23 protein-coding genes are annotated in these 23468 nt (G+C 65.7%); 10 read left to right on the top strand and 13 right to left on the bottom strand.

Translation table 11 applies throughout. The features are described 5' to 3' along the window. Window positions 1-23 precede the first annotated feature (23 nt). Window positions 24-1130 carry an NADH:flavin oxidoreductase gene (locus SPMU_RS03425; RefSeq protein WP_245832706.1) on the bottom strand — a complete coding sequence of 369 codons (1107 nt, stop codon included), beginning with the start codon at window positions 1128-1130 and terminating at the stop codon, window positions 24-26. A 120-nt stretch (window positions 1131-1250) separates the two neighbouring features. On the opposite strand from SPMU_RS03425, the gene SPMU_RS03420 reads away from it, so the two are divergent. Further along, window positions 1251-2342: an acyltransferase family protein gene (locus SPMU_RS03420; RefSeq protein ID WP_088331952.1), complete on the top strand. Its 1092-nt coding sequence runs from the start codon at window positions 1251-1253 to the stop codon at window positions 2340-2342. A gap of 62 nt (window positions 2343-2404) precedes the next feature. Next, window positions 2405-3217, top strand: coding sequence for a hypothetical protein (locus SPMU_RS03415; RefSeq protein WP_140418398.1), 813 nt, complete (start codon window positions 2405-2407; stop codon window positions 3215-3217). 12 nt (window positions 3218-3229) lie between these two features. On the opposite strand, the gene SPMU_RS03410 is transcribed toward SPMU_RS03415, so the two are convergent. Further along, entirely contained in the window at window positions 3230-4216 is a 987-nt protein-coding gene (locus tag SPMU_RS03410; RefSeq protein WP_088331948.1) for a bile acid:sodium symporter family protein, read from the bottom strand. Window positions 4217-4368: 152 nt separating this feature from the next. On the opposite strand from SPMU_RS03410, the gene SPMU_RS03405 reads away from it, so the two are divergent. Further along, a complete protein-coding gene (locus SPMU_RS03405; protein WP_088331946.1) occupies window positions 4369-4554 on the top strand; it encodes a hypothetical protein in 186 nt (61 codons plus the stop codon). Window positions 4555-4621: 67 nt separating this feature from the next. Here the strand turns inward: SPMU_RS03405 and SPMU_RS03400 are convergent, their stop codons facing one another. Next, window positions 4622-5434, bottom strand: a complete 813-nt coding sequence (locus SPMU_RS03400) for an acyl-CoA thioesterase (RefSeq protein WP_088331944.1) — start codon at window positions 5432-5434, stop codon at window positions 4622-4624. Between the two features lie 256 nt (window positions 5435-5690). On the opposite strand from SPMU_RS03400, the gene SPMU_RS03395 reads away from it, so the two are divergent. From SPMU_RS03395 to aguB, 3 genes are all read left to right on the top strand, one after another. Further along, window positions 5691-7097: an amino acid permease gene (locus SPMU_RS03395; protein ID WP_211275700.1), complete on the top strand. Its 1407-nt coding sequence runs from the start codon at window positions 5691-5693 to the stop codon at window positions 7095-7097. A gap of 271 nt (window positions 7098-7368) precedes the next feature. Beyond that, complete coding sequence (locus SPMU_RS03390) at window positions 7369-8151, top strand: SDR family NAD(P)-dependent oxidoreductase (RefSeq protein WP_088331942.1); 783 nt, start codon at window positions 7369-7371, stop codon at window positions 8149-8151. Between the two features lie 147 nt (window positions 8152-8298). Continuing rightward, window positions 8299-9144 carry an N-carbamoylputrescine amidase gene (gene aguB, locus SPMU_RS03385; protein ID WP_088331940.1) on the top strand — a complete coding sequence of 282 codons (846 nt, stop codon included), beginning with the start codon at window positions 8299-8301 and terminating at the stop codon, window positions 9142-9144. A gap of 9 nt (window positions 9145-9153) precedes the next feature. On the opposite strand, the gene SPMU_RS03380 is transcribed toward aguB, so the two are convergent. From SPMU_RS03380 to dapA, 10 genes are all read right to left on the bottom strand, one after another. Continuing rightward, window positions 9154-10338: a class I SAM-dependent RNA methyltransferase gene (locus tag SPMU_RS03380; RefSeq protein ID WP_088333126.1), complete on the bottom strand. Its 1185-nt coding sequence runs from the start codon at window positions 10336-10338 to the stop codon at window positions 9154-9156. Continuing rightward, window positions 10335-11708: an NAD(P)H-hydrate dehydratase gene (locus tag SPMU_RS03375; protein ID WP_088331938.1), complete on the bottom strand. Its 1374-nt coding sequence runs from the start codon at window positions 11706-11708 to the stop codon at window positions 10335-10337. The genes SPMU_RS03380 and SPMU_RS03375 overlap by 4 nt, the downstream gene beginning before the upstream one ends. Then, window positions 11705-12154, bottom strand: a complete 450-nt coding sequence (locus SPMU_RS03370; RefSeq protein WP_088331936.1) for a hypothetical protein — start codon at window positions 12152-12154, stop codon at window positions 11705-11707. The genes SPMU_RS03375 and SPMU_RS03370 overlap by 4 nt, the downstream gene beginning before the upstream one ends. Window positions 12155-12285: 131 nt before the next feature. Next, window positions 12286-12633: a response regulator gene (locus SPMU_RS03365; RefSeq protein WP_088331934.1), complete on the bottom strand. Its 348-nt coding sequence runs from the start codon at window positions 12631-12633 to the stop codon at window positions 12286-12288. Between the two features lie 62 nt (window positions 12634-12695). Continuing rightward, window positions 12696-15089: a response regulator gene (locus SPMU_RS03360; RefSeq protein WP_088331932.1), complete on the bottom strand. Its 2394-nt coding sequence runs from the start codon at window positions 15087-15089 to the stop codon at window positions 12696-12698. 57 nt (window positions 15090-15146) lie between these two features. Then, the gene (locus SPMU_RS03355) at window positions 15147-17225 is read right to left on the bottom strand and encodes a M13 family metallopeptidase (protein ID WP_088331930.1); all 2079 of its coding nucleotides are present in this window, start codon (window positions 17223-17225) and stop codon (window positions 15147-15149) included. Window positions 17226-17267: 42 nt separating this feature from the next. Further along, complete coding sequence (locus SPMU_RS03350) at window positions 17268-17852, bottom strand: DUF2062 domain-containing protein (RefSeq protein ID WP_088331928.1); 585 nt, start codon at window positions 17850-17852, stop codon at window positions 17268-17270. Further along, window positions 17852-18334, bottom strand: coding sequence for an SsrA-binding protein SmpB (smpB, locus tag SPMU_RS03345; RefSeq protein WP_088331926.1), 483 nt, complete (start codon window positions 18332-18334; stop codon window positions 17852-17854). The genes SPMU_RS03350 and smpB overlap by 1 nt, the downstream gene beginning before the upstream one ends. A gap of 111 nt (window positions 18335-18445) precedes the next feature. Beyond that, on the bottom strand, window positions 18446-18703 hold the full coding sequence (locus tag SPMU_RS03340; RefSeq protein WP_140418397.1) for a 5'-nucleotidase: 258 nt from the start codon (window positions 18701-18703) through the stop codon (window positions 18446-18448). An 85-nt stretch (window positions 18704-18788) separates the two neighbouring features. Further along, window positions 18789-19664 (bottom strand): 4-hydroxy-tetrahydrodipicolinate synthase, encoded by an 876-nt coding sequence (gene dapA / locus SPMU_RS03335; RefSeq protein WP_088331922.1) that lies wholly within the window; start codon window positions 19662-19664, stop codon window positions 18789-18791. Between the two features lie 76 nt (window positions 19665-19740). Here dapA and SPMU_RS03330 point away from each other — a divergent pair, with 76 nt between their 5' ends. The 4 genes from SPMU_RS03330 (at window position 19741) to SPMU_RS03315 (ending at window position 23468) form a co-directional block, all read left to right on the top strand. Continuing rightward, window positions 19741-21747 (top strand): lytic transglycosylase domain-containing protein, encoded by a 2007-nt coding sequence (locus SPMU_RS03330; protein ID WP_088331920.1) that lies wholly within the window; start codon window positions 19741-19743, stop codon window positions 21745-21747. A 73-nt stretch (window positions 21748-21820) separates the two neighbouring features. Further along, window positions 21821-22303 (top strand): transcription elongation factor GreB, encoded by a 483-nt coding sequence (gene greB / locus SPMU_RS03325; RefSeq protein WP_088331918.1) that lies wholly within the window; start codon window positions 21821-21823, stop codon window positions 22301-22303. A gap of 51 nt (window positions 22304-22354) precedes the next feature. After that, window positions 22355-22597: a hypothetical protein gene (locus tag SPMU_RS03320; protein ID WP_088331916.1), complete on the top strand. Its 243-nt coding sequence runs from the start codon at window positions 22355-22357 to the stop codon at window positions 22595-22597. A 37-nt stretch (window positions 22598-22634) separates the two neighbouring features. After that, complete coding sequence (locus SPMU_RS03315; RefSeq protein ID WP_088331914.1) at window positions 22635-23468, top strand: NYN domain-containing protein; 834 nt, start codon at window positions 22635-22637, stop codon at window positions 23466-23468.

The following is a 23468-nucleotide window of genomic DNA, read 5'->3' as shown; positions in this document are numbered from 1 at the left end:
GGGCGGGCGCCGGCCACATTGGTTCAGGCCGCGACTTCCTCCGCGACGAAGCCCTTCCAGTTGCGCATGTAATTCACGAATTGCGGGCTTAGCCCCTCGTCCAGCAGGTGCTGCGCCGTCACCGGAAGCGCGGGCGAGACATAGCCTGCGTCCTGTCGCACGCGCTCGGGGAAGTCATGCCGCAGGATCGCGCCGCGGCCGATCACCACGAAATCGCATCCTGCTTCCAGCACGCCGGCGGCCTCCTGCGCCGTCATCACCTTGCCCGCGGCCCCAAGCCGAACGGCGCCACGCGGCAGCTCGGTGAAGAAGCTCATCAGCGAACGGCCGCGATGCTCCTCCTCGACCGGCTCCTTGGCCACATCCCACAGCGACATGTCGAGATAGTCGAGGTCTTCCTTGCGCAGCAGCTCGGCCGCCAGATCGCGGATCTCGGCCAGCTTCAGGCCGAAACGCTCCGGAGACAGCCGCAGGCCGACCTGGAAGTCGCTGCCGCAGGTCGCACGAATCCCGTCGATGATCTCGAAGATCAGGCGCGAGCGGTTCTCCAGGCTGCCGCCATAACGGTCGTCGCGCTTGTTGATCTCGGACGAGAGGAATTGCGCCAGGATATATCCATGCGCCCCGTGGATCTCCACGCCGTCGAAGCCTGCCGCCTCGGATCGCTTGGCGGCGGCGATGAAATCGTCGCGCAATTGCTCCACCTCGCCCAGCGTCAGCCCGCGCGCGCCCGTGTCAGGATCGTCCGACGGGCAAACCGGCGTGCCGACCAGCTCCTTGGGCGAACGGTTGCCGGCATGATGCAGCTGCACCGAGGACACCGAGCCCGCCGCGCGGATGGCCGAGGCCAGCCGCGTCAGCCCTTCGAGATGCCGGTCGTCAAAGACGCCAAGCTGGCCTTCGAAGCCCTGCCCGCCTGCCTGAACATGCGCCGCCGCGGTCATCGTCAGCCCGAACCCGCCCTTGGCGCGCAGCGTCAGCCAGTGATGCTCTTCTTCCGATAGCCGGCCGTCGGCGTGGCTCTGCTGGTTCGTCAGCGGCGCCAGCATGAAGCGGTTCTTCATCGCCGGGCCGCGCTTCAGCGTCAGTGGTTCAAACAGGTCGTTCACCGCCACGATCATCGCCTCCATTATCTTGCGAGCTATCCGATGCCGCACAACTGGCGTGCTGCCCACTTCCAATCAAGCGCCCGCCTTGGCACCCGGGCCTGATCGGTTACAAGCTGCGGTCAAGCACGCGAAAGGCCCTCCATGACAACTCTCACCGGACGGAGCGCCGCGGATCGCGCGCCGTTTGTGCCCGGGCATCACGACGGCGTGTTCCTCTCGATCCAATATCTGCGCGGCATCGCCTCCGTCATGGTGCTGCTGTACCACGCCGGCTATGATCTGAACCTCATCACCGAAGGCAGCCGCCCGCACTGGCTGGCATCGGGCGTCGACATCTTCTTTGTCGTCAGCGGCTTCGTGATGGTCGCGTCCACCGCCCAACGCCCAGTCACCGCCCGCCGCTTCCTGGCCTCTCGCATCGCGCGCGTCGTGCCGATCTACTGGGTCGCCACCCTCGCGATGATCGCCATCCTCGCGTTCCGCGGACAGACGCTGCCGAGCCTGCGCGAAGTCGCCTTGTCGTTCCTGTTCATCTTCTACTTTAACGAGCGCGCGCAGGATACCAGCCCGATCCTCGGGCCCGGATGGACGCTGAACTACGAAATCTATTTCTATCTCGTCTTCGCGGCGCTGATCCGCTTGCCCGTCACGATGCGGATCGCGCTGATGGGCGTGCTGTTCGTCGCCATCACGGCGCTCCGCCCGATCGTGCCCGCCGACAGCGCGTTTCTCACCCGGATGACGAGCCCGATCCCGCTCGAATTCGTCGCCGGCATGGTGATCGGCCACTATCGCGCGCGCATCATGCAGGCACCGGCGTTGCTCGGTGTCGCCGCGATCGCCATTGCCTTTGCCGCGCTCGCGCTGCTCAATCCGCCGCTGCCGCGCGTCGCCTTTTTTGCCCCGCCTGCGGTGCTGATCGTGCTGGGCGGCGTGATCCTGGAACGCCACGTCGGCCAGCGCCGGCTGGGCGCGCTCGGGCTGCTGGGGGATACCAGCTACAGCCTGTACCTCACGCATCCGCTGCTATTGGCGTTGCTGATCCCGATCAGTGCCGCGCCGGACCAGGTACTGCCGCTCGGCGTCGTGATCGTCGCCGGCTCCATCGCGCTCGGCTTTGCCGCGTATTACTGGGTGGAGGTCCCCACCACTCGAGCCGCGCGCCGTTTGCTGGGCGGCGCCCGGCCCAAGCCGCCAGGCGATCGCACCGGATTGGCCGCGAGCGGCGATTGATCGGCACCGGCCAAGCTTGTAGCGGAGCCTTCGGTATCTGAAGCAACAGGCAGGATTTGCTGGTGAAATTGGTTAAGATCCTGCTTGCCGCGGCGGCATTGGCGCTGGCCGGCTTCGGCCTGTTCGCCTGGGCTACGCGTCCGTCGGCAGGGGCGGGCCAGATCGTCCTGCCGGCCAAGACGCCGTTCACCAAGGACAGCTTCTTCGCCTTCGCCCAGCCCTGGGGCGGCGAGATGGTGACGGTCCTGAAGCCCTGGTCCCCGCACGCCGATTCGATCGTCATCGACCTCGATCGCTTCCCCGCGAACACCAAGGTTCACTGGCGCTGGCCGCCGGTCAGCGCCGGCTTCGGCCCCGGCGTCTGGGGCTATAACGCGGTCATGTACGGCAATTACGACGGCGGCGAGCCCGAGCAGCCGGTCGCGCCCATCCGCATGCGCGATCTGCGCGAGCTGCGCCAAAGCTTCGCCTGGTCGATCGACACGCGGCTGGGTGACGGCAATGTGCTCACCGAATTCTACCTGCGCGCCAACACCACCGATGTGAACGCCAAGATGATCGAGATCGGCTGGTTCTTCCACATGCCCGAAAGCACGCGCGCGTATTTCGACCAGGCCGCCCCGATCGGCGTCTTTGTTGACGCTCAAAAGCGCCGCTGGATGGTGCGCATGGCGGAAAAGTTCTGCATGATTGGGCCGGAAAAGCCCGGCGATATGCGCGCCGGCACGCTGGACATGCTGCCGATGCTCGAATGGCTGCGGCAAAAGGGCAAGATCACCGGCAACGAATGGATGTCTGGCCTCGCCATGGGCGTGGAGCCGGTGCGCGGCATGGGCAGCCTTTCAATCGATCGGTGGACCGTCACGATGCGCTGATCGCGCAGGGGGTCAGGCCAGCGCGGCCTCCTCCCGCTCGGCCCGCTCGGCGTAGAGCCGCGCGATCACGGCGCAGGCGATCAGCTGGATCTGGTGAAACACCATCACCGGCAGGATGATCGCGCCGACCTGCGCCGCCGGAAACAGCAGCCCCGCGATCGGCACGCCGGTCGCTAGGCTCTTCTTCGATCCGCAGAACAGCAGCACGATCGAATCCTCCCGGCTGAAGCCCAGCACGCACCCCATCGCAAAGGTCAGCAGCAGCACCGCCGCCAGCAACCCGCAGCACGCGCCCAACAAAAGCATCAGGCTCTCGCCCGACACACGGCTCCACAGCCCCTCGACAACAGCGGCGCTGAACGCGGTGTAGACGACCAGCAGGATCGACCCGCGATCGACGCTGGAGACCAGCGATTTGTGCCGCGCCACAAAGCCGCCCAGCCACGGGCGCAAGGCATGGCCGAGCAGGAACGGCAGCAGCAGCTGCACCGCAATGCCCTCGACCGATTCCATCGAAATGCTCGCCGACGCCCCTGGCCGCGACATGACGAACGCCACCAGGGCCGGCGTCGCGACAATGCCCAGCAGATTAGAAAAGGAGGCGCTACACACCGCCGCAGCGACATTGCCGCGCGCGATGGCGGTAAAGGCAATCGACGATTGCACCGTCGAGGGCAGCAGCGTCAGGAACAACAGCCCCGCCGCCATGGGTCCGTCCAGCATCGGCAGCGAGGAAACGCCCAGGCCCAGCAGCGGAAACAGCACAAAGGATGTAACCAGCACCGCCAGGTGCAGCCGCCAGTTACGCGCCCCGCTCAACAGCGCCTCGCGCGAAAGCTTCGCGCCATGGAGGAAGAACAGCAGCACGATCGCCGCCGTGGTGAGCGCATCGAACACCGGCACCGCCGCCCCCCGCGCCGGCAGCAGGGACGCGAGCACCACCGTGCCGAGCAGCGCGAGAACAAAGGGCTCGAAAACAGCCAGGATAGGTCGAAGCATGAAGAAAAGCCCTGAACACGGCACGAGGGATGAAAGCGCCGCCCTAACGGGAACGCGCGCAATTCTCAAAAAGTCGCCGCGACGAGACCGCCCGTGTCATGAAGCCAGCAGCCCGCCCGTGCGTTGACACGTCATCAGCAACGGAGACCATCATGGCAGACCACAAGCCCGAAGAGCCCAAACCCAGCGATTTCCAGGAAGCGGCCCAGCGCAGCCAGGATGCCGGCATCGCTGACGAAAGCGCCGCATATCAGAACGCCGCGGAAAAGTCCGACGAAGAGGCCGGCGGCAACTCATCCGGCGGCGGCGAAGGCGAAGCCGAAGCGCACCCCAGCTGAGGGCCGATCCCCGGCGGCGCGGGCGAACCGCGCTGCCGGAGCGGCGCCGGGGACTCAGGCGGACAAATCAGGCCGGGTCCATGAAGCGCAGGATCGCCGACTGGCTCCCGCTCGCCATCATCGTCCCATCCTCGGCGAACATATGGATCGCGCCATGGCCAAAGCCCCGGCTCGCCGCGCTGATCTTCACATCGCACAGCACCCACTCGGTCGGGACGATGCGTGCGATCCGCAAGGTATTGTCGAGACTGTTGCCCCCGCCACGCCGCCCAAAAGCGGAGGCGAGGCCCGAGGGCACGAAATCGGCAAAGATCGCCAGCAGGCTCGCATCGATGGGCGCGCCTTCCTTGGTACGGATCCACACCACCATGCGGCCATCGGCCGAGGGATTGCCGTCCAGCGGCACCGCGCCATAGCGCCCCGGCGCCAGCCGCACGTCGAGCCGATCCATCAGCTTGGCATCCTGCACCGGCCATAACTGCCGCGTCTTGCATTCCTCGGGTGGCGGCATGTCGGGCGGCGTCACCCATTGCGCCGATGGCAGCCCTTCGCGATCGCCCAGCGCCGCGTTCACCGAGATCACCAGCTTGCCCTTGTCGGTGCCCACCACGCGGACCTGGCTGATGTTGCGCCCGCCCGACAGCACCTCCACCGACAGGTCCAGCATGTCGCCGACCCGCGCATAGGAAACGAACTGCGCCGTGGACCAGATCACGCTGCGCCCGGTCGCGCGCTCCGCCGCGATCGTGGCCGCGCCTAACCCCACGCCGCCGAACATGAAGACATTGCCCGGCGGACCAACGCACACGCGATCGGTGACGTGAAGGCGAAACACGGTGGGATCGGGCGTCTGTTCGACGTCAAGGAACCTTGGGGTCATGCCGCTTCGATCACAGGTTCGCTTCGGCCTGTCCAGCCAGCCGAAATGTCAGGACGGCGATTTCGATCGGCGCGCAGCGCCTGCGCCACGGCACGCACAAAAGTGACATCATGCCCTCGCCAACGCCCCCGTCACCATTGCCGTGCGCGGCCGCCGCGCTACACCGCACCGCACTGTCGCGAAAAATCGCACGCGTCAGCATCATGCAACGGGAGGAGGCCGCGCCGAACGGCACAGCGCGGCTGGGGAGAAAATCGTGAGCTGGAATTCCCGAAAGTCGGTCGATTCGCATCTGGAGGTCAGCGCGGAACACCGCCTGACCAAGAGCCTGTCGTGGCCGCACCTGATCGCGCTCGGCGTCGGCGCGATCGTCGGCACGGGCATCCTGACGCTGATCGGCGTCGGCGCCGACAAGGCGGGGCCCAGCGTCACGCTGTCGTTCGTGATCGCCGGGCTGATCTGCGCCTGTGCCGCGCTCGCTTATGCCGAAATGGCGACCATGATCCCCGCCTCGGGCAGCGCCTACACCTATTCCTATGTCGTCATCGGGGAGCTGTTTGCCTGGGTGGTCGGCTGGAGCCTCATCCTGGAATACTCGCTGGTGGTGAGCGCCGTTGCGGTGGGCTGGTCCGGCTATGCCGCGCCGCTGCTCCACGAAGGTCTGGGCGTGCCCATGGCGTTGATGCAGGGACCGGAGCTTGGCGGCATCGTCAACATTCCCGCTGTCGCGATCATCTTTGTCGTGGCCGGGCTCCTGATCCTGGGCACCCGCGAAAGCGCGACGCTCAATGCCGTGCTGGTGCTGGTGAAGCTGGCGGCGCTGGTGGTGTTCGTCGCCGTCACGCTTCCCGCCTTTGACAGCGCGAACTTCGATCCGTTCATGCCTTTCGGCTTCGGCAAAACCGTCACGGCCGATGGCGTCGAGCGCGGCGTGATGGCTGCCGCCGCGATCATCTTCTTCGCCTTCTACGGCTTCGATGCGATCGCCACGGCGGCCGAGGAAACCAAGAACCCGGCGCGTGACTTGTCGATCGGCATCGTCGGCTCGATGGTGCTGTGCGTCCTGATCTACATGGCGGTCGCCGCCGCCGCGATCGGCGCCTTGTCCTACACCTCCTTTGCGAACAGCCCGGAGCCGCTCGCGCTCATCCTGCGTGAGCTTCAGCATCCCTGGGCGGCACGCTACCTCGCCGTTTCCGCCGTGATCGCGCTGCCGACCGTGATCCTCGCCTTCTTCTACGGGCAAAGCCGGATCTTCTTCGTCATGGCACGCGACGGCCTCCTCCCGCGCAGCCTCGCCCGCGTGTCCGAACGCGGGTCGCCCACCCGCGTCACCCTGTTCACGGCGGCGATCGTCGCGGTGCTCGCCGGCCTCATCCCACTGAACGAGCTCGCCGCGCTGGCGAATGCCGGCACGCTGGTCGCATTCGGCGCCGTCGCCGGCTGCATGCTGATCATGCGCCGCCGCGCGCCTGAAGCGGAGCGCAAGTTCCGCGTTCCCGCCGCCGCGCTGGTCGGCTTCATTGCCATCTTCGGCTGCGCCTATCTCTTCTACAGCCTGCCCAGCACCACCCAGCTCTACTTCGTGCTCGCCCAGGTGGTCGGCCTCGCGATCTACTTCGGCTTCGGCCGCCGTCGCAGCGTGGCAGGCGCAGCCCGCTGAGCCCCTCGGCCCCCGGCAAAGCCCCGGGGGCCAGCGGGAAGGCGCCGAACCTGCCAAGGGCGCGCGCGCCGCTCCAACCCCGTCATCCCCGCGAAGGCGGGGATCCATACGCGCAGGTCCCGCGAGCGCACGTCACCTCAAAGACGATGCCCTCGCCCCCATCACATCAAGGCCCTCGCCATGCAGGCAGATCACGCCCGCCGGATCAGACTCGCCTAGGCCCCCGATCCGCGGCTACGCTCCCCTCGAAAACACAACAGGAGAGCGGATCATGGCCTATTCACCCTTCGACCTCAGCGGCCGGGTGGCGCTGATCACCGGCGGCAACGGCGGGATCGGCATCGGCATGGCGGACGCTTTGGCGCAGGCCGGCGGCGACGTCGTGATCTGGGGCAACAATCCCACCAAGAACGCCGCCGCGCAGGAGCGGCTGTCCGCCCACGGCACCCGCATCCTCGTCGAGCGGGTCGACGTGGCAGACGAAGAGGCGGTGAACGCCGGCGTCGCCCGCGCGGTGGACACGCTGGGTCGGCTCGATTTTGTCGCTGCCAATGCCGGTATCGGCGAAGGTGCGGAAAGCTTCGACACCATGTCGACGGAGCTGTGGCGCCGCGTCCTCGCCGTGAACCTCGATGGCGTGTTCTGGACGCTGCGCGCCGCCGCCCGCCACATGGTCGCGCGCGGCAAGGCCGGCGATCTCGGCGGCTCGCTCCTCGCCACCTCTTCCACATCCGCCGTGCATGGCGCGCCGCGCAACCAGGCCTATGCCGCCACCAAGGGCGCGCTGCTCCCGATGATGCGTGGCCTCGCGGTTGAATATGCCCGCTACGGCATTCGCGCCAACGCCATCCTCCCCGGCTGGATTGCCACCGACATGACGTCGCGCGCGCAGGGCAACGACCGCTTCAACGAAAAGGTTATCTCGCGCGTCCCCATGCGCCGCTGGGGCGAGCCGGAGGATTTCGGCGGCATCGCCGTCTATCTCGCCTCCGACGCCTCGCGCTTTCACACCGGCGATACCTTCACGATCGACGGCGGCTACACGATCTTTTGATCATGTGGCCATGCTGATCGGCGGCGCGGCCGGTTTGCGCCGCCGCCAGGCCACCTGTGCATCGCTTGAGGCCGTGCCGCACCATGGCGAGGCCGCGTTTACAACGGAGGGTGGCGAGCATCGGTGTCATCCCCTACATGGCCGCGCATGACCGAAATCACCGTCGCCGCGCTGCAGCTCGCCTTCTCCGCTGACATGGATGCGAACATCGCCAACGTCTCCCGCCTCGTGCGCGAAGCCGCAGCGAAGGGCGCCCAGGTGATCCTCCCGCCCGAGCTTTTCGAAGGCGAATATTTCTGTCGCATCGAGGATGAGGGCCTGTTCGCCAACGCCAAGCCGACGGCGGAGCACCCGGCCGTACTTGCCATGCAGTCTCTGGCATCGGAGCTAAACGTCTCGATTCCCGCCAGCTTTTTCGAGGCTGACGGCCCGCACCATTACAACAGCCTCGCGATGATCGGCCCTGACGGCCAGGTCCAGGGCGTCTACCGCAAGAGCCACATTCCCGACGGCCCCGGTTACGAAGAGAAGTTCTACTTCCGCCCCGGCAATACCGGGTTCAAGGTGTGGGACGGCCCGGCAAAGCTCGGCGTGGGCATCTGCTGGGATCAATGGTACCCGGAAACCGCGCGCGCGATGATGCTGATGGGCGCCCAGGTCCTGTTCTACCCCACCGCCATCGGCAGCGAACCCCACGACACCTCGCTCGACACCGCCCGCCTTTGGCGCCGCGCCATGGTCGGGCACGCCGTGTCCAACGTCGTCCCGGTGGTTGCCGCCAACCGCATCGGCACGGAGCATGACCAGACCTTCTACGGCACCAGCTTCATCTGCGATGAACGCGGGGACATCGTGGCAGAGCTCGGCCGCGACGAGGAAGGCGTGATCACCGCCACGCTCGACCTAGATCGCGTGAAGCGCCACCGCGCCGCCTTCGGCTTCTTCCGCGATCGCCGCCCTGAGCTTTACGGGCGCCTTACCGCCGACATTTAAGACGGCGTATCAGGAGTTGCGGCTGAGGCTCGCGGCCAGTTCCACATGGGTCGACCATCGGAACTGGCCCACCGGCTGAATCCAGTCGATCTGCCAACCGCCCTCCGTTATCACCTTGACGTCCCGCGCAAAGCTGCTGGGGTTGCACGACACATAGGCGAGGCGTGGCGCCCGCGATGCGGCAAGTGCCTCCGCCTGTTCCTTGGCGCCGGCGCGCGGCGGATCGATCACGATCGCGCCAAAGCGATCGAGTTCGGCTGGCGTCAGAGGCCGACGGTACAGATCGCGATGCTCGGTAAAAACCTGACGATGCGACCGCGCCGCCGCTGCCTTCAGCGCCATGATCGCCTCCCGGCCCGCCTCTGCCGCGTACACCCGTCCGGGCATCGCGAATGCGAACGTTCCCAGCCCGGCGAAGAGGTCCGCCACGATCGATGCCTCTCCCACGATTGATTTCACCGCCTGCACCAGCGCAGCCTCGCCCTCCCGCGTCGCTTGCAGGAAGGAGGCCGGTGGGAGCGGCACCGGCACCCCACCCAGAGTGATAGTCACGGCATCCGGCTCCCACCTCGCCTCAGGCCCGTAGCCTTCATCAAAGGCCATGCGCGCCAAGCGATTGGTCTCGGCAAAGGCTGTGATCGCCTCCGCCGCGGCGAGCCCCTCCGGCATGATGCCATTCACCAGCAAATCAACGCCTTGGTCGGCAAGCGTGAGATGGATATCCAAGCGTCTGCGGGGCCGCAGCACGTGGATCAATCGCCGCAAAGGCGCCACGAGCGCGAACAGCTCAGGCGCAAGCACATGGCATTCGGCCAGGTCCACGATCGCATGGCTTTTCTCGACCGCGAAGCCGACGCGTCCGGACGGCTCGGCATGAAGGGTTGCCCGCCGGCGCGTGCGCGGCGGCGACAGTGCCGGCGCCCTGATCTCGGCTGACAGGCCTTGTCCAGCGAGCGCGCCGGCAATGCGATCGACGATGAACTGGCTCCAAGCCGCATCGTCGAGGTGCTGCAACTGGCAGCCTCCACATTCGGGAAAGTGTCGGCATGGCGGTGTCTGATGATGCGGGCCGGCTTCGATCATCCCATTCTCGAGCAGGCGATCCCCGGGCGCGGCAAAGGGCACGTGCCGGCCGTCCGCGGTCACTCCCTCACCCCGAGCCGCAACACGCACGACAGTAGACGCTTCGGTCACAAACACGCTCCCAACGCCGCGGGCACATGCGCGACAAGATCATCAGCAATAAACGAAGACCCGGCAAGTCTTGCGCTTTCAGCATGAAGCCACACGCCGTTCACAGCGGCTGTGAACATATCGGCGCCTACGGCAAGCTGCGCGGCGATAATGCCCGCCAGAACGTCCCCGGTCCCGGCGGTCGCCAGCCACGACGGGGCACGAAAATGTACGGCAGCGCGGCCGTCCGGAGCGGCGATGACGGTGTCCGCCCCTTTGAACACGACCACCGCATTCGATCTACGCGCCGCTCCCTGCGTCCGCTCGATCTTGCTGCCGCCAAGGTCACCGAACAAGTGGGCGAACTCACCGGCATGTGGGGTCAGGATGGTGGGCACCCTGGCCGGCTCCTCACCCAACATGTGAAGAGCGTCTCCGTCGATGACCAGCGCGCGCCCACATGTGAGCGCCGCCTCCAACCGGTCGTTAGCAACCTCATCACGGCCAAGCCCCGGACCAACCAGCACGGCCCCGATGCGCGGATCCGCGAGCGCGTCCGCGCTGAACCGTTGACGCACGATCGCGTGTGGGAGGCGGTCCGTGGCGCTCCCCAGGAGCCTGACGTAACCTGCGCCGCCATGCCCGGCAGCGCTTGCCGCAAGCGCCGCGGCGCCCGGCATCCTGCCGGCGATCACCGCCACCAGACCGCGCGAATACTTATGGGCGCCGGCATGCGGGGCCTGGAGCTTTGGCACGCTGGCAACCCGGACGGCACTCTCAGCCTGGATGCCGATGCCGAGCAGTCGCACATCGCCGCATCGTGCGGCGGACGGCTGCAACACATGCGCGGGCTTCACGGCGCCGAGCGCCAGCGTCAAGCTCACGGGAGGCAGATCGCCGAAATCCGCGCCATCGTCCGTCGACACGCCGCTGGGCACGTCAACCGCGATGGTAAGACGCGCGGCGCGGATCAATCTGGACACGCCATGGCACACATCCTCGCTCAACGGTCGGTTAAGTCCGATGCCGAACAGCGCGTCGACCATCACGGGAGCGGCAGCGGTTTCAGGCATCGTCTCGACAGACCCGAGCCAACCGTTCCGCGCAGCCATCGCTGCCGCAGTGTTCGGCTCGGCGAGCGCCGCAACCCGCACCGCATGCCCCTTCTGGCGCAACGCAGCGGCAGCGACGTAGCCGTCCCCGCCGTTGTTGCCCGGCCCGCAGACGATGAGCACCTCGGCACCGGCCGCGAGCCGCCGCACCTGTTCCGCCACCGCTTGTCCGGCGCGCGCCATCAAGCCTTCCACGGTGGCACCCGCGGCAATCGCCTCGCCCTCCGCGGCGCGCATCTGCGCCGCAGTGAGGATCGGCTGTCCGTCTATCCTTGTCACTGACCTGAGGCTCTGCGGGTGGCGGGAAGCCGATAATGATCATTGCCGATCAGCACGTCGATCTCATTCTCGCTTACCAAAGTCACCCGCGCGGGTTCGGCACCATCGGCCGCCACCAGCCCGCGACCGTCCTCGACCACCCGCAGCCTGCGGAAACCACCGTCAGGGTGCCGTATCGTCAGCACCAGCCCCTGATCTGTCCAAGATTGCTCGATTTGGCAGACGCGCTGAATGGGCGATGCTTGGGCCAATGCGCATCCCACCCGCTCGTCCCCGCGCCCTTGGGCTGCCGTCCCGGCCGCGGTATCAGCATCCAGGCTTTCCGAAGCTTGCGTCTTCGTCGGCGCACCCCCGCAGCCAGCGATGCCCAGCAGCAGCGCCGCACCGCATACGATTACCCGAACAGGAATCCCCAGCCTTTGAGGAAAGTTGATCGCGCTGGTCATGGCTTCTGTTCCCCGCCGGAAAGCCGGAAGCGGGCGTTCTGCGCAACCGCCGCCTGCACGTCGCAACGCCTCCACCGCGCCTGCGGGAGAATAACCTACACGTAGTGATGGCACGCGAGTGCCTATGCCTGTTACGCGAGCGCGTCGAGCGCCTTTTCCACGCCGTCGAGTGTGAACGGCTTCTGCAAGATCGGCCGTCCGCGGAACTCGTCAGCGATCATGTCGTCCGCACCACCCGTCGCAAACACGAAAGGCACCTGCCGCTCAGCCAGCGCGGCAGCGATGGGCCAGCTCTTCTCGCCCCCGCGCAAATTGACGTCGAGGATCGCGCAATCGAAGCCGCCGGCTTCAATCAGCGGCATTGCCGCGTCGACACAGTCGGCGGTTCCAGCACATTGCCGGTCCAGCACATCGAGAAAATCCTCGAGCATCATGGCGATAAGCGGCTCATCCTCGACGAGCAGGACACGGTTGGTCATGTGGCGCCCTTAGAAGGAACGGATCGATACCGCAACGGCCGCTCGTTCAGCCAATCGGTGTCTTACTCCGGCTGGCCAAGCGCGTCGCGCGCCGCCTCTGCCAATTGCTGAACGGAGAAAGGCTTTGGGATGAAAGCCACATTCTCAAGGTCGATGGAGCGGCGCAATTGCGCCTCTGCATAGCCGGACATGAACAAGATCGGCAGGTCCGGGTAGCGCAGGCGAATCCGGCGCGCCATGGTCGGGCCGTCCATTGCTGGCATCACGACATCACTGACCAACAAATCGGGTCGCGGATGTTTCTCAATCAGCTCCAGGGCAAGTTCGCCGTTCTCAGCCGTGAGTACGGTATAGCCCTGCCTCGTAAGCGCGCGCTCCGCGACCGCGCGCACCATGTCCTCGTCTTCGACCAGCAGCACCGTTCCGGTTCCCCAAACCTCGACCGGGCGCTTTCTCGCCACCGTGCCTCGCGGCGCGACCACTTCGCCCGTCGCGTGGACGGGAAGGTAGATGGTGAACGTCGCCCCAATCCCCGGCTTCGAGTCCGCGAAGATGTACCCGCCTGACTGTTTCACAATGCCGTATACCGTCGAGAGACCAAGGCCAGTGCCCTTGCCCACCTCCTTCGTGGTGAAGAACGGCTCAAAGATCTTGGGCAGGATTTCCAAGGGAATACCGGACCCTGTGTCCGATATTTCAAGCGCCGTGTACTCTCCGACCGGCATGATATCAGGCCCCCGGCGGCGTATTTCACCCAGCGTTGCCGGGCGGGTCTGGATGGTCAATTTCCCGCCACCATGCGGGTGTTTGGCCAGCATGGCGTCGCGGGCGTTGACCGCCAGGTTGACCACAACTTGCTCTAATTGACCGGGATCGGCGCGCACGGGCCCCAGATCCCGCCCATGCCGAACCTCAAGCGTCACGGTTTCACCCAGCAATCGCTTCAGCAGGTTCGACACCTCAGACACGACATCGGGCAATTGGAGGATTTGCGGACGCAAGGTCTGTTGACGGGAGAATGCCAGAAGCTGCCGGGTCAGCCCCGCCGCGCGGTTCGAATTGTTTCGGATTTGCTGGATGTCGTCATAGTCGCTGTCGCCCGGTGAGTGACGCATCAGCATCAGGTCACAATGGCCGATGATCGCCGTGAGAATATTGTTGAAATCGTGCGCCACGCCTCCGGCAAGCTGCCCCACCGCTTGCATCTTGGTTGCTTGCGCTACCTCGCGCTTCAGCCGCGTTTCCTCGCCATTGTCCTTAAGGCTCAGCACGACAGACGCATCTCCCAGCCCGCGCGCGCCGGCGATCGACAGCACCACCGGCTCATCCGGAAGGTCGCGAAGCCGCACCGCCATGTCCGTCACGTGCGCCGCTCCGCCTCCTGCGAATCGCCGCACAGCGTCAGCCACGGCGGCCTTGTCCTCGCGAACGACAAGGTCGCCGGGGTAAAGCGGCGGCGCTGCACGATCGATGGACGCTGCACGAACAAAAGCGTCGTTCATCTCGATGAACCGCCCATCACGATCAACCAACGCAATCCCTAGCGGCATCAGTTGCACCAGAGTTCGTATATGCGTCGCCGCGCCATTGCCGTAGCTGACTGGCGTCTCGTCTTCGTCCAGCAGGGCGACCAGGATCGGGGCGCCCTCCACGTCGGCGAACGGCACTTGCACTAGTCGCAGTGGATTGCCCTCGCCTCCCTCCCGTTCGAAACGGATCAGGCCCCGGCTGTCCGTCGCCAGAAAACGTGCGAAATCAGCGCCTTCGACCGGCGCTTCGGCGTAGCCCATCGCGCGGGTGCGCAGCACAGGATCGGCGGCAAGAACGCGTCCGTCCGGCGTCAGCAACGCTGCCATGATGCCCGAGCCCGCGAGTCTCTTGCCAAGCGCGCCCGACAGCGCCTCTGCCAAAGCGCGGCTGCCGTCCGCCTCTATCGCCGAGGCAGCGCGCCATACCAATAGGTCCTGGTGCTGCCCCATTCTCGACACGTCGATGGCGATGGCGCGCCCCGCCACCTCGGCATGCTCGACCCGCGCGCGTCCGTCACGCCAGGCGCTGCGCCCTGCGGCCGCCAGAGCGCCGACGCCCGCCTCCCCGATCGGCAGGCTCGGCGGCGTCGGGAGCCCGGAAAACATCTGCTCGAACCGCTCGTTTGCGCAGACGAGCTGGCCGGCACGATCGGTGATCGCGATCGCATCCGGGCTTTCTTCCGCCAGCGCACGGACGAGCTGCCAGTCGATGGCGGGAACGGGCGGCGGTGCGATGGGCGCCAGCACCCGCCACGCAACCGTTGCACCGCCAATCACGATCCCCGCGGCCAGAAAGCCGATCGCCACGACGGGGTCGCCGAGCAGCCAAAGGATGAGAACCGCCGCGACCAGGCCCGCACCGATCGCAACTCCGAGCGCCCCTTCCGTGGTGAGGTGGTAAGCACGGATGGTGGGTAGCGTCGCCATTCAACGGTCCTCTGTCCGTGCCGCACCGCCGTCAAGCTCGGAGCGGCACGGATGCGATCACCAGATGCGAACGCGCTGTTCCTTCGAGAGATACAGCTTCTGTCCAGCACGGGCGCCGAATGCATCATACCATGTGTCAACGTTCCGGACGATGTTGGTCCGCTGCATCCCGGGCGCGTGCGGATCGGACAACAGCAGCTGCCGCAGGATCGGCTCGCGATATTTGGTGCGCCACACCTGCCCGTAACCGAGGTAGAAGCGCTGCTGGCCCGTGGTACCATCGATCACGGGCGCCTTCTTGCCGGCCAACGACAGTTGATACGCATCGTAGGACACGATGAGGCCAGCGAGGTCGGCGATGTTCTCGCCAAGCGTCAGCGCGCCTTGCACATGCTGTCCCGGCAGCGGCTCATAGGCATCATATTGGGCAACGAGACTGTCGGTAAACGTCTTGAAACGAGCGACATCCTGGTCGGTCCACCAGTCGGCCAGCTTTCCGGTGGGATCATATTTGCGGCCCTGATCATCGAAATGATGGCTGATTTCGTGGCCAATCACGACGCCGATCGCACCATAATTCACCGCCGGGTCAGCCTTGGGATCGAAAAACGGCGGCTGCAGGATCGCGGCAGGGAACACGATCTCGTTCATGGTCGGGTTCGCATAAGCGTTGATCGTCATCGGCGTCATGAACCACTCACCGCGATCGATCGGCTGGCCGATCTTGTTGAGATTACGCTGAAACTCGAACTCGTTTGCGCGTGCGACATTGCCGACCAAATCGTCGCGCCGGATTTCCAGCGCCGAATAATCGCGCCACTTGTCCGGGTAGCCGATCTTCGGGGTAAAGGCCGCGAGCTTCGCGAGCGCCTTCTGCTTCGTCTCAGGAGCCATCCACTCCAGCTTCTTCAGCCGCTCGCCCATGGCGGCGATGATGTTGCGCACGAGCGCGTCGACCGCTGCCTTGGATTCAGGCGGAAAATAGCGGGCGACATAGGCTTGCCCCAGATCTTCGCCCAGGTGATTGCTGACGAGATCCACGCCGCGCTTCCACCGCGCCTGCTGCTCCGGCGCCCCCGTCAGTTCGGTGCCGTAGAAAGCGAAACGGGTGTCCTCGAAGTCCTTCGACAGGTAGCGCGCGTAGGTTGAAAGGGTGCGCAACAGCAGGTGATCCTTCAACACCTGCAGCGGCGCCTCGGCCCACGCCTTTGCCTCGCCAGTGAACGCCGTCGGCTGTGCCACGATCAGAGGCGCATTAGTCGGAATACCGGCAGCCTGGAAGTAGCCGGTCCAGTCATATCCCGGTGCACGGGTAGCAAGCTCCGACAAAGTCATCTTGTTATAGACCTTGTCCGCGTCGCGGCTGTCGACACGGGTCCAGTGCGCCTCGGCAAGCGCATGCTCCAGCTGCATCACGGCCGCGGCGCGCGCTTGCGCATTCGGCTCACCGGCAAACGTGAGCATCTTGGCAAGGTACGCCTGATAAGCGGTGCGGTTCGCCGCCAGCTTGACGTCGTCCTTCAGGTGATAATCGCGATCGGGGAGCCCCAGGCCCGCTTGCCCGAACACAACGGCATAGGTCTCAGGATCCTTGTCATCCTGATTGACGTACATTCCGAAGAACGATTCAACGCCGCGGCGCTGCAAGCGTCCTGCTTCTGCCGCTAGTGCCTCCTTGCTCGGCGCCGCCTTGATTGCGGCGATCCACGGCTTTACCGGCCCGACGCCCTTCGCATTCACCGCCGCTTCGTCGAGGAAGCTCGCGTAGAAATCACCAGATTTGCTGCCGGTCTTGCGCATCTGCTCATCCAGGAGCGTGCGGGTCTGTTCGCGTGAAAGGTCCTGCAGGCGGTGGAACATTCCGTACGTGGAGCGGTCCGCTGGGATCTGCGTAGTCTTGTCCCACGTGCCGTTGGCATAATCGTAGAAATCGTCGCCTGGCGGCACGCTGGTGTTCCGGCCCGCCATGTCGAACCCGAAAGTCCCGAGTTCCGGGCGGTTACCGCCGGTCGCCGGGGCTGCTGCGCCGGCCGTCTTGGCCGCAGCCGCCTTTTGGGCTTTGGGAGCGGCGGTTTGTGCAATCGCCGCCGCAGCCGTGGCTGAAAGGATCGCAGCGAGGAGGAACGACGGACGCATGGAATTGGCCTTCGGGTAAGTGAAGGCACGTGTTGTATCTCGTTAAGACGCCTCGTCAATGTGGTGACGCACGTGACGATGTCGCCACTTGCGCGCGATCCACAGCCTCCAGCCGAGTGCCGACAGGCCGTATCCCGTGAGCGACAAAGTCGCGGTAACGATCAGCAGTCCCAATGCGGTCGCCGGGGCGGCATCCGACATCAGCCACTGCATCCACCCGGATTGTGCAGCGTCTTGGGCAGCCTTGCTCATCGGATCGCCCGGGAGCGCGCGATCAAGGTGCAGCGCCCATTTGCCGATCCAATACGCCAGCACCCACAAAGGCGGCGTGGTGACCGGGTTGGTGATGAACGTTGTCAGCGCCGCGGCCGGAATATTGGCGCGCGACGGTAGCGCCAGCATGGCCGAAAAGGGGATCTGCGCGACCGGGAACAGGATCCCCGTCACCATGCCAAGCGCCACCCCGCGCGGCACGGAGCGCCGGGTAAAGCGCCACAGTTCGGGTGCCAGCACCCGATGAGCAAACGGCCGCAGCAAGCGGCTTTTTTCCAGTGATTCGCGGGTGGGCAAGTTGCGATGGCACCACGCGGCGGCGCGCTGCCACACGGTCAGCGCACGCGCGGTCATCAGCCGCGCTCACGCATTAAGCGACCGGCCTCACGCTTCCAGTCGCGCTCCTTGATGGCGTCACGCTTGTCGTGCGCTTTTCTGCCCTTCGCCAACGCCAACTCCACCTTCGCCCGGCCCTGACTGTTGAAGTAAATCATCAGCGGCACGAGCGTCATGCCCTCGCGCGCAACGGCACCATGAAGTTTTCTAACTTCCCGCTCATGAAGCAGGAGTTTACGCGGCCGCTTGGGCTCATGGTTGAAGCGGTTGCCGTGGCTGAATTCGGGAACGTTCGAATTGATGAGCCAGACCCCGCCTTCGCTCACCTCGGCATAGCTTTCGGCGATTGAGCCTTCGCCGAAACGCAGGCTCTTCACCTCCGTGCCGGTCAGCACGATCCCGGCCTCGTAGGTGGTGTCGATCGAATAATCGAACCGCGCGCGGCGGTTCTCGGCGACGATCTTCTTCTTGTCGAAGGTGGCGGGCTTGGGACGTGGCATGGACGGCGCGATGTAGGGCGTCCGGCGCCCCGTGGGAAGGCGGCGCGTTCAGCGCTTTGTGGGACCGATCGGAACGCGCAGGCGGATTATCGCTCGATTGACTGGCGCGCTTTACGCATCAGCGCCGCGGTTGGCCTTCACCGCCACGTTGCCGAGCCCACCTATGGCAGTTTCGGCCTTGGGCGGCGTACGCTCGGCCGTGAACCGATCAGGTAGCAGCTTCAAACGAAACTGATCATCAGGCCGAGCGCACACCACGATTTCCTCGCCCGGCTGCGCCGCCGGGCACGGGCGCTCCACGGGGATCGGCTTGGCGGGTGACGGCGGCCCCGCGACCGATTGCAACGCGAGCATCATCCACGCCGGCACGCCGCTCTCCCGTAATCCGAACGAACCCTGCGCAGGGATTGCGGCCGAAATGAGAAGCCGGGAGATGTGGTCGCGGGCTGAGGTGTTACAGCAGCCCTGCCCGCTCCAGCCCTGCATCCACGGCAGCACGGCTGGCCTCGCTCGGCCAGGTCATCGGCAGCCGGAGCCCGCCCGGGAAACTTGGGCAAACCTTCGTCATGGCGTATTTCACTGGACCCGGTGAGGCGTCGGTGAACAAGGATGTGTGCAGTGCGAACAAGCGGTCGTGGAGCGCCAACGCCTCCGGCCCGGTCCCTGCCGCCTGGAAGTCGGCGCACAGCCGCGGCGCGACATTCGCGGTTACCGAGATGCAACCGACCCCGCCCACCGCGTTGAAGGCAAGCGCGAGATCGTCGTTGCCGGACAATTGGCAGAAGCTGTCGCCCAGCGCCGCGCGATGCTGCGATACCCGCTGAAGCACGCCGGTTGCGTCTTTCACGCCCACGAACACCTTGGGAAACGCTTCAACGATGCGAATCAGCGTTTCAGGCTGAATGTCGGTCACGGTGCGACCCGGCACATTGTAGAGCACGATCGGTAGCGGCGAGCTGGGCGCAAGCGCCGCGAAATGCTGGAAGATGCCGTCCTGGGAGGGGCGGTTGTAATAAGGCGGCACCATCAGCGCGGCGTCTGCACCGGACTCCTTCGCGGCGGCGATATTGGCGGCCGCCACGCGCGTGTCGTTGGAGCCGGCGCCGGCAATCACGGGAACACGGCCGTGCGCCTGATCGACGCAGACCTTCACGATGGCGAAATGCTCCTCTTTTGCCAGCGTCGCTGCTTCGCCGGTCGTCCCACATGGCACGAGCGCCGAGGAACCCTCGCTGATCTGCCATTCGATCAGCTCGCGATAGGCGGTCTCGACGAACCGGCCGTCGGCGTCGAACGGCGTGACGAGCGCCGGAATCGATCCGGAAAACATGCGATGCTCCTGAAACGGGATGTGGTGCGTTGGGTCGTTCAGGACAGATACGGGTAGCCCGGCTATTCTGTCCACAATGGTGACGGGTTTGAGGGCAGGGGCATTGATCGCACTGGCATTAGGTTTGGGAGCGGCGCTGTTCGTCGTTCAGGACGAGGCTGCGCGCACGCGGGCAGCCAATGTGATGGCACAGGGGCAGCCTGCCGCCGGGCCGCAGGCAAACAGCAACGCGAATCTGACCGCGGCGCTTGCGCAATGGCGGGCGCTGCAGCAGACCGACTCGCTCCCCTTTGATAGCTACGCCGGCTTCCTGATGGCGCATCCAGGATGGCCGAACGAGGTCGCCAATCGCCGCGCGGCGGAACGACAGGCGAGCAATGGCTATGCCGCGCCGACCACGGTGGTCGCCTTTTTCCGGCGCTTTCCCCCGCTCACCGCCGCTGGCGGAGTGGCGCGGGCGAAGGCGCTGCAGGCCACCGGTGCGACGGCGGAAGCCTATGAGGCTGCACGCAACGCCTGGCGACGCGGCGCGCTGACACCCACGGACGAATCGACGATCCTCACGAGCTTCGCAGGGGCGCTGCGCCCCGACGATCACGACGCGCGGATGGACGCGCTGTTGTGGCAGGGATCGACCAGCGCTGCCGCACGCCAGATCGCGTTCACCTCTCCTGCCCGCCGGCCGCTGTTCGAAGCACGTCTCGCTTTCCGCACGGGAGCGCAGGCCGCATCCTCGCTGGCAGCCGCAAACGATGCGGCCGGCGCGTTCGACGCCGGCTACATCGCCGACAAGGCAAGCTGGCTGCGCGCGAGCGGCGCGAGCGCACGATCCTGGCTGGCGCGCACCCGCACGGCTGGCCTCGCCCGGCCCGGCAATGTGGAAAAATTCTACGAAACGCTGCTGACGAACGCCCGGGCTGCCGCAGCGGACGGCCAACATCAGCTGGCCTATGACATCGCGCGGCAGGTGGATGACGCTTATCCCGCCGGGACCGACGTGTCGAAAAAGCCGTATGGCGAGCGCGACGATTACACCAGCCTCGTCTGGCTGGCGGGGCAGACCGCATTGAAGCAGCTGAACCGCCCCGCTGATGCGATGACGATGTTTGATCGCTATGGCCGGGGAAGCCAATCGCCGCAAACGCGCGCCAAGGGCTTCTACTGGGCGGGACGTGCGGCCGAGGCGGCGGGGCGTCAAGCGGACGCAAGCGCCTTCTTCAATCGGGCTGCGGGATATCGAGACGTCTTCTACGGACAATTGTCGCTGGAGCATCTGCGACGGCCCCTGACTGCGCCGCGCGAAGTGGCCGCGCCGGCGATCGATCCGGCCGCCCGGCAGGCTTTCTTCGGCCGCGAAACGGTGCGCGCCGCGCAGTTTTTGGGTTCGATTGGCCAGTATCAGGATCAGACCGCCTTTGTGCGAACGATCGCCGCCAATATCGAGGGCGATACTGATCACTTCCTCGCTGAGGAGCTATCGCGTTCGCTTCAGCGCCCCGATCTTGCCGTGATCGTCGGGCGCATGGCGATGCAGAACGACCAGACCGAATATAGCGCCATCGCATTCCCGACGGTGTCGGTTCCGCCCGGCTATGAAAATCAGTGGACGATGATTCACGCGATCGCGCGTCAGGAGAGCCAGTTCGACCGCGCCGCAATCTCGTCGGCGGGAGCGCGCGGCTTGATGCAGTTGATGCCCGGCACCGCGCGCGAACAGGCGGGAAAGATGGGGCTTCCCTACGACGCCGGCCGGCTGCTGACGGACACCGGCTACAACACGCAGCTCGGCTCCAGCTATTTCCAGCGGATCTTCGGTAGCTACGGCAGCTACCCGCTGGCTGTTGCCGCCTATAACGCGGGGCCGGGCAACGTGAACAAATGGCTGCGTGCCAACGGCGATCCGCGCACCGGCGCGATCGACATGGTCGATTGGATCGAGGCGATCCCGTACACGGAAACGCGCAACTACGTGCAGCGCGTGCTGGAAAATGCGGTCGTCTATGACCTGATGAACCCGCCGCGTGCGAAGAGCCGCGGGCCGGCGAACCTTAGCTGGTATCTGGGCCGCAATCGCACCGGCTGATTGAGCCGCGACCTTTCCGTTCAGCGTGACGGGAAGGTCGCGGACCGGTTGCGGTTCGATTAAGGGACGCGGGATGGATCGCCCGAACTACATCACACCCGCCGGCTATGCCGCGCTGCGCAGCGAATATGATCAGCTTTTTGCAACAGAGCGCCCGGCGTTGGTGGAAACCATCGCTTGGGCGGCGGGAAACGGCGATCGGTCCGAGAACGGCGACTATATCTATGGTCGCAAGCGGCTGCGCGAGATCGACCGGCGGCTGGGGTTCCTGTCGCGCCGAATGAAGGCGGCAAAGGTGGTCGACCCGGCACAGGCGCCGGACCGCACCCGCGTTTATTTCGGCGCCTGCGTCACCATCGCTGACGAGGACGATAATCATCGCCACCTGACGCTGGTTGGCGATGACGAGGCGGATGCGGGCAAGGGCCTGATCGGCTGGAACGCGCCGCTCGCCCGCGCGCTGCGCGGCGCTACTGTGGGGGACCTTCGGCGGGTGACCTTGCCTGTCGGCGAAAAGGAATATGAGTTGATTGAAATCACTTATCCCGCCGCCTGACGAAACTCCGCCCCTCCCCTCTCGTTCTTTGGAGCACGAAGGAGAGAAATCATGGCAGAGAACCCCCGCACCACCACCGCGCGCGACAATGACGACAAGGACGTGATCGAGGGCATGATCCCCGGCGGCGAAGCACAGACCGGCACCAGCGGCGGTGCGCTGGCACGTGATGTCGGCTCGCAAGCCGATCTGAAGCAGGTCGATGATCCCGAGGGCACCACCCGCGCCACCAAGCAGGATGACATCAACGCCGATGTGGCGCTGCCCAGCGACCGCCGCGGCAGCAACGGCTGATTGACGCCGGCGCCCCGAGCGTCGATGGCGCTCGGGCATGGCTAGCGACGATACCCCCACCCGCAACATCGCCCTGCTGATCGATGCGGACAATGCCAGTTGGCACGCAATCGACCCGGTACTGACCGTTCTTGCCGAGCTCGGGACGGTGAACATCCGCCGCGTCTACGGCAATTGGTCGAAGGCGGCGCTGAGCGGCTGGCGCGACATGACGATCAAGCATGGCATCGAGCCACAGCAGCAGTTCGACATCACCAAGGGCAAGAACGCCACCGACATGAAGATGACCATCGACGCGATGGACCTCTTGTTCCGCGGGCGCGTCGAGGGCTTCGGCATCATGTCGTCCGACAGCGATTTCATGCCGCTTGCCACGCGGCTCCGGCAGGACGGGCTCCCCGTCTATGGCTTTGGACAGGCCAAGACCCCGGAAGGCTTCAAGCGCGCCTGCACCCGTTTCATCGATGTCGACAAGCTGATGGCCGCGGAAGAGGATGATGCAAGACCGACGCGGCCCTTGCCTGCGCCAAAGGAAACGCAGCCGGCATCGGTGCCGCCGCCTAGCAGCAAAGAGCCGGCCGCGCCGGCCCAGCCCGCGCCATCTCCCCAGCCCGACCCAGCCATGCCGACCGGCACAGCGCCGATCGACGAGGAATTGGTGAAGCTGCTGATCGATGCCTATTCCGCGGTGAAGCGCGACGAGAAAGGCTTCGTCAGCCTTTCGGCGATGGGGCAGCTCGCCGCCAACCGATCAAGCTTCGACGTGCGCAATTACGGCTACAAGCGCTTGTCGGACCTGATCGCCGCCGTTCCCAATTTCCAGACCGAGCGGCGCGATGATGGCCGCGTGTTCGTGCGTAGGGTGCGTTGA

This window comes from Sphingomonas mucosissima, assembly GCF_002197665.1.
In the GTDB taxonomy this organism is placed as follows: domain Bacteria; phylum Pseudomonadota; class Alphaproteobacteria; order Sphingomonadales; family Sphingomonadaceae; genus Sphingomonas; species Sphingomonas mucosissima.
Note: the sequence above shows the minus strand (reverse complement) of the source record. Positions and strands in the feature narration are given on the sequence as shown.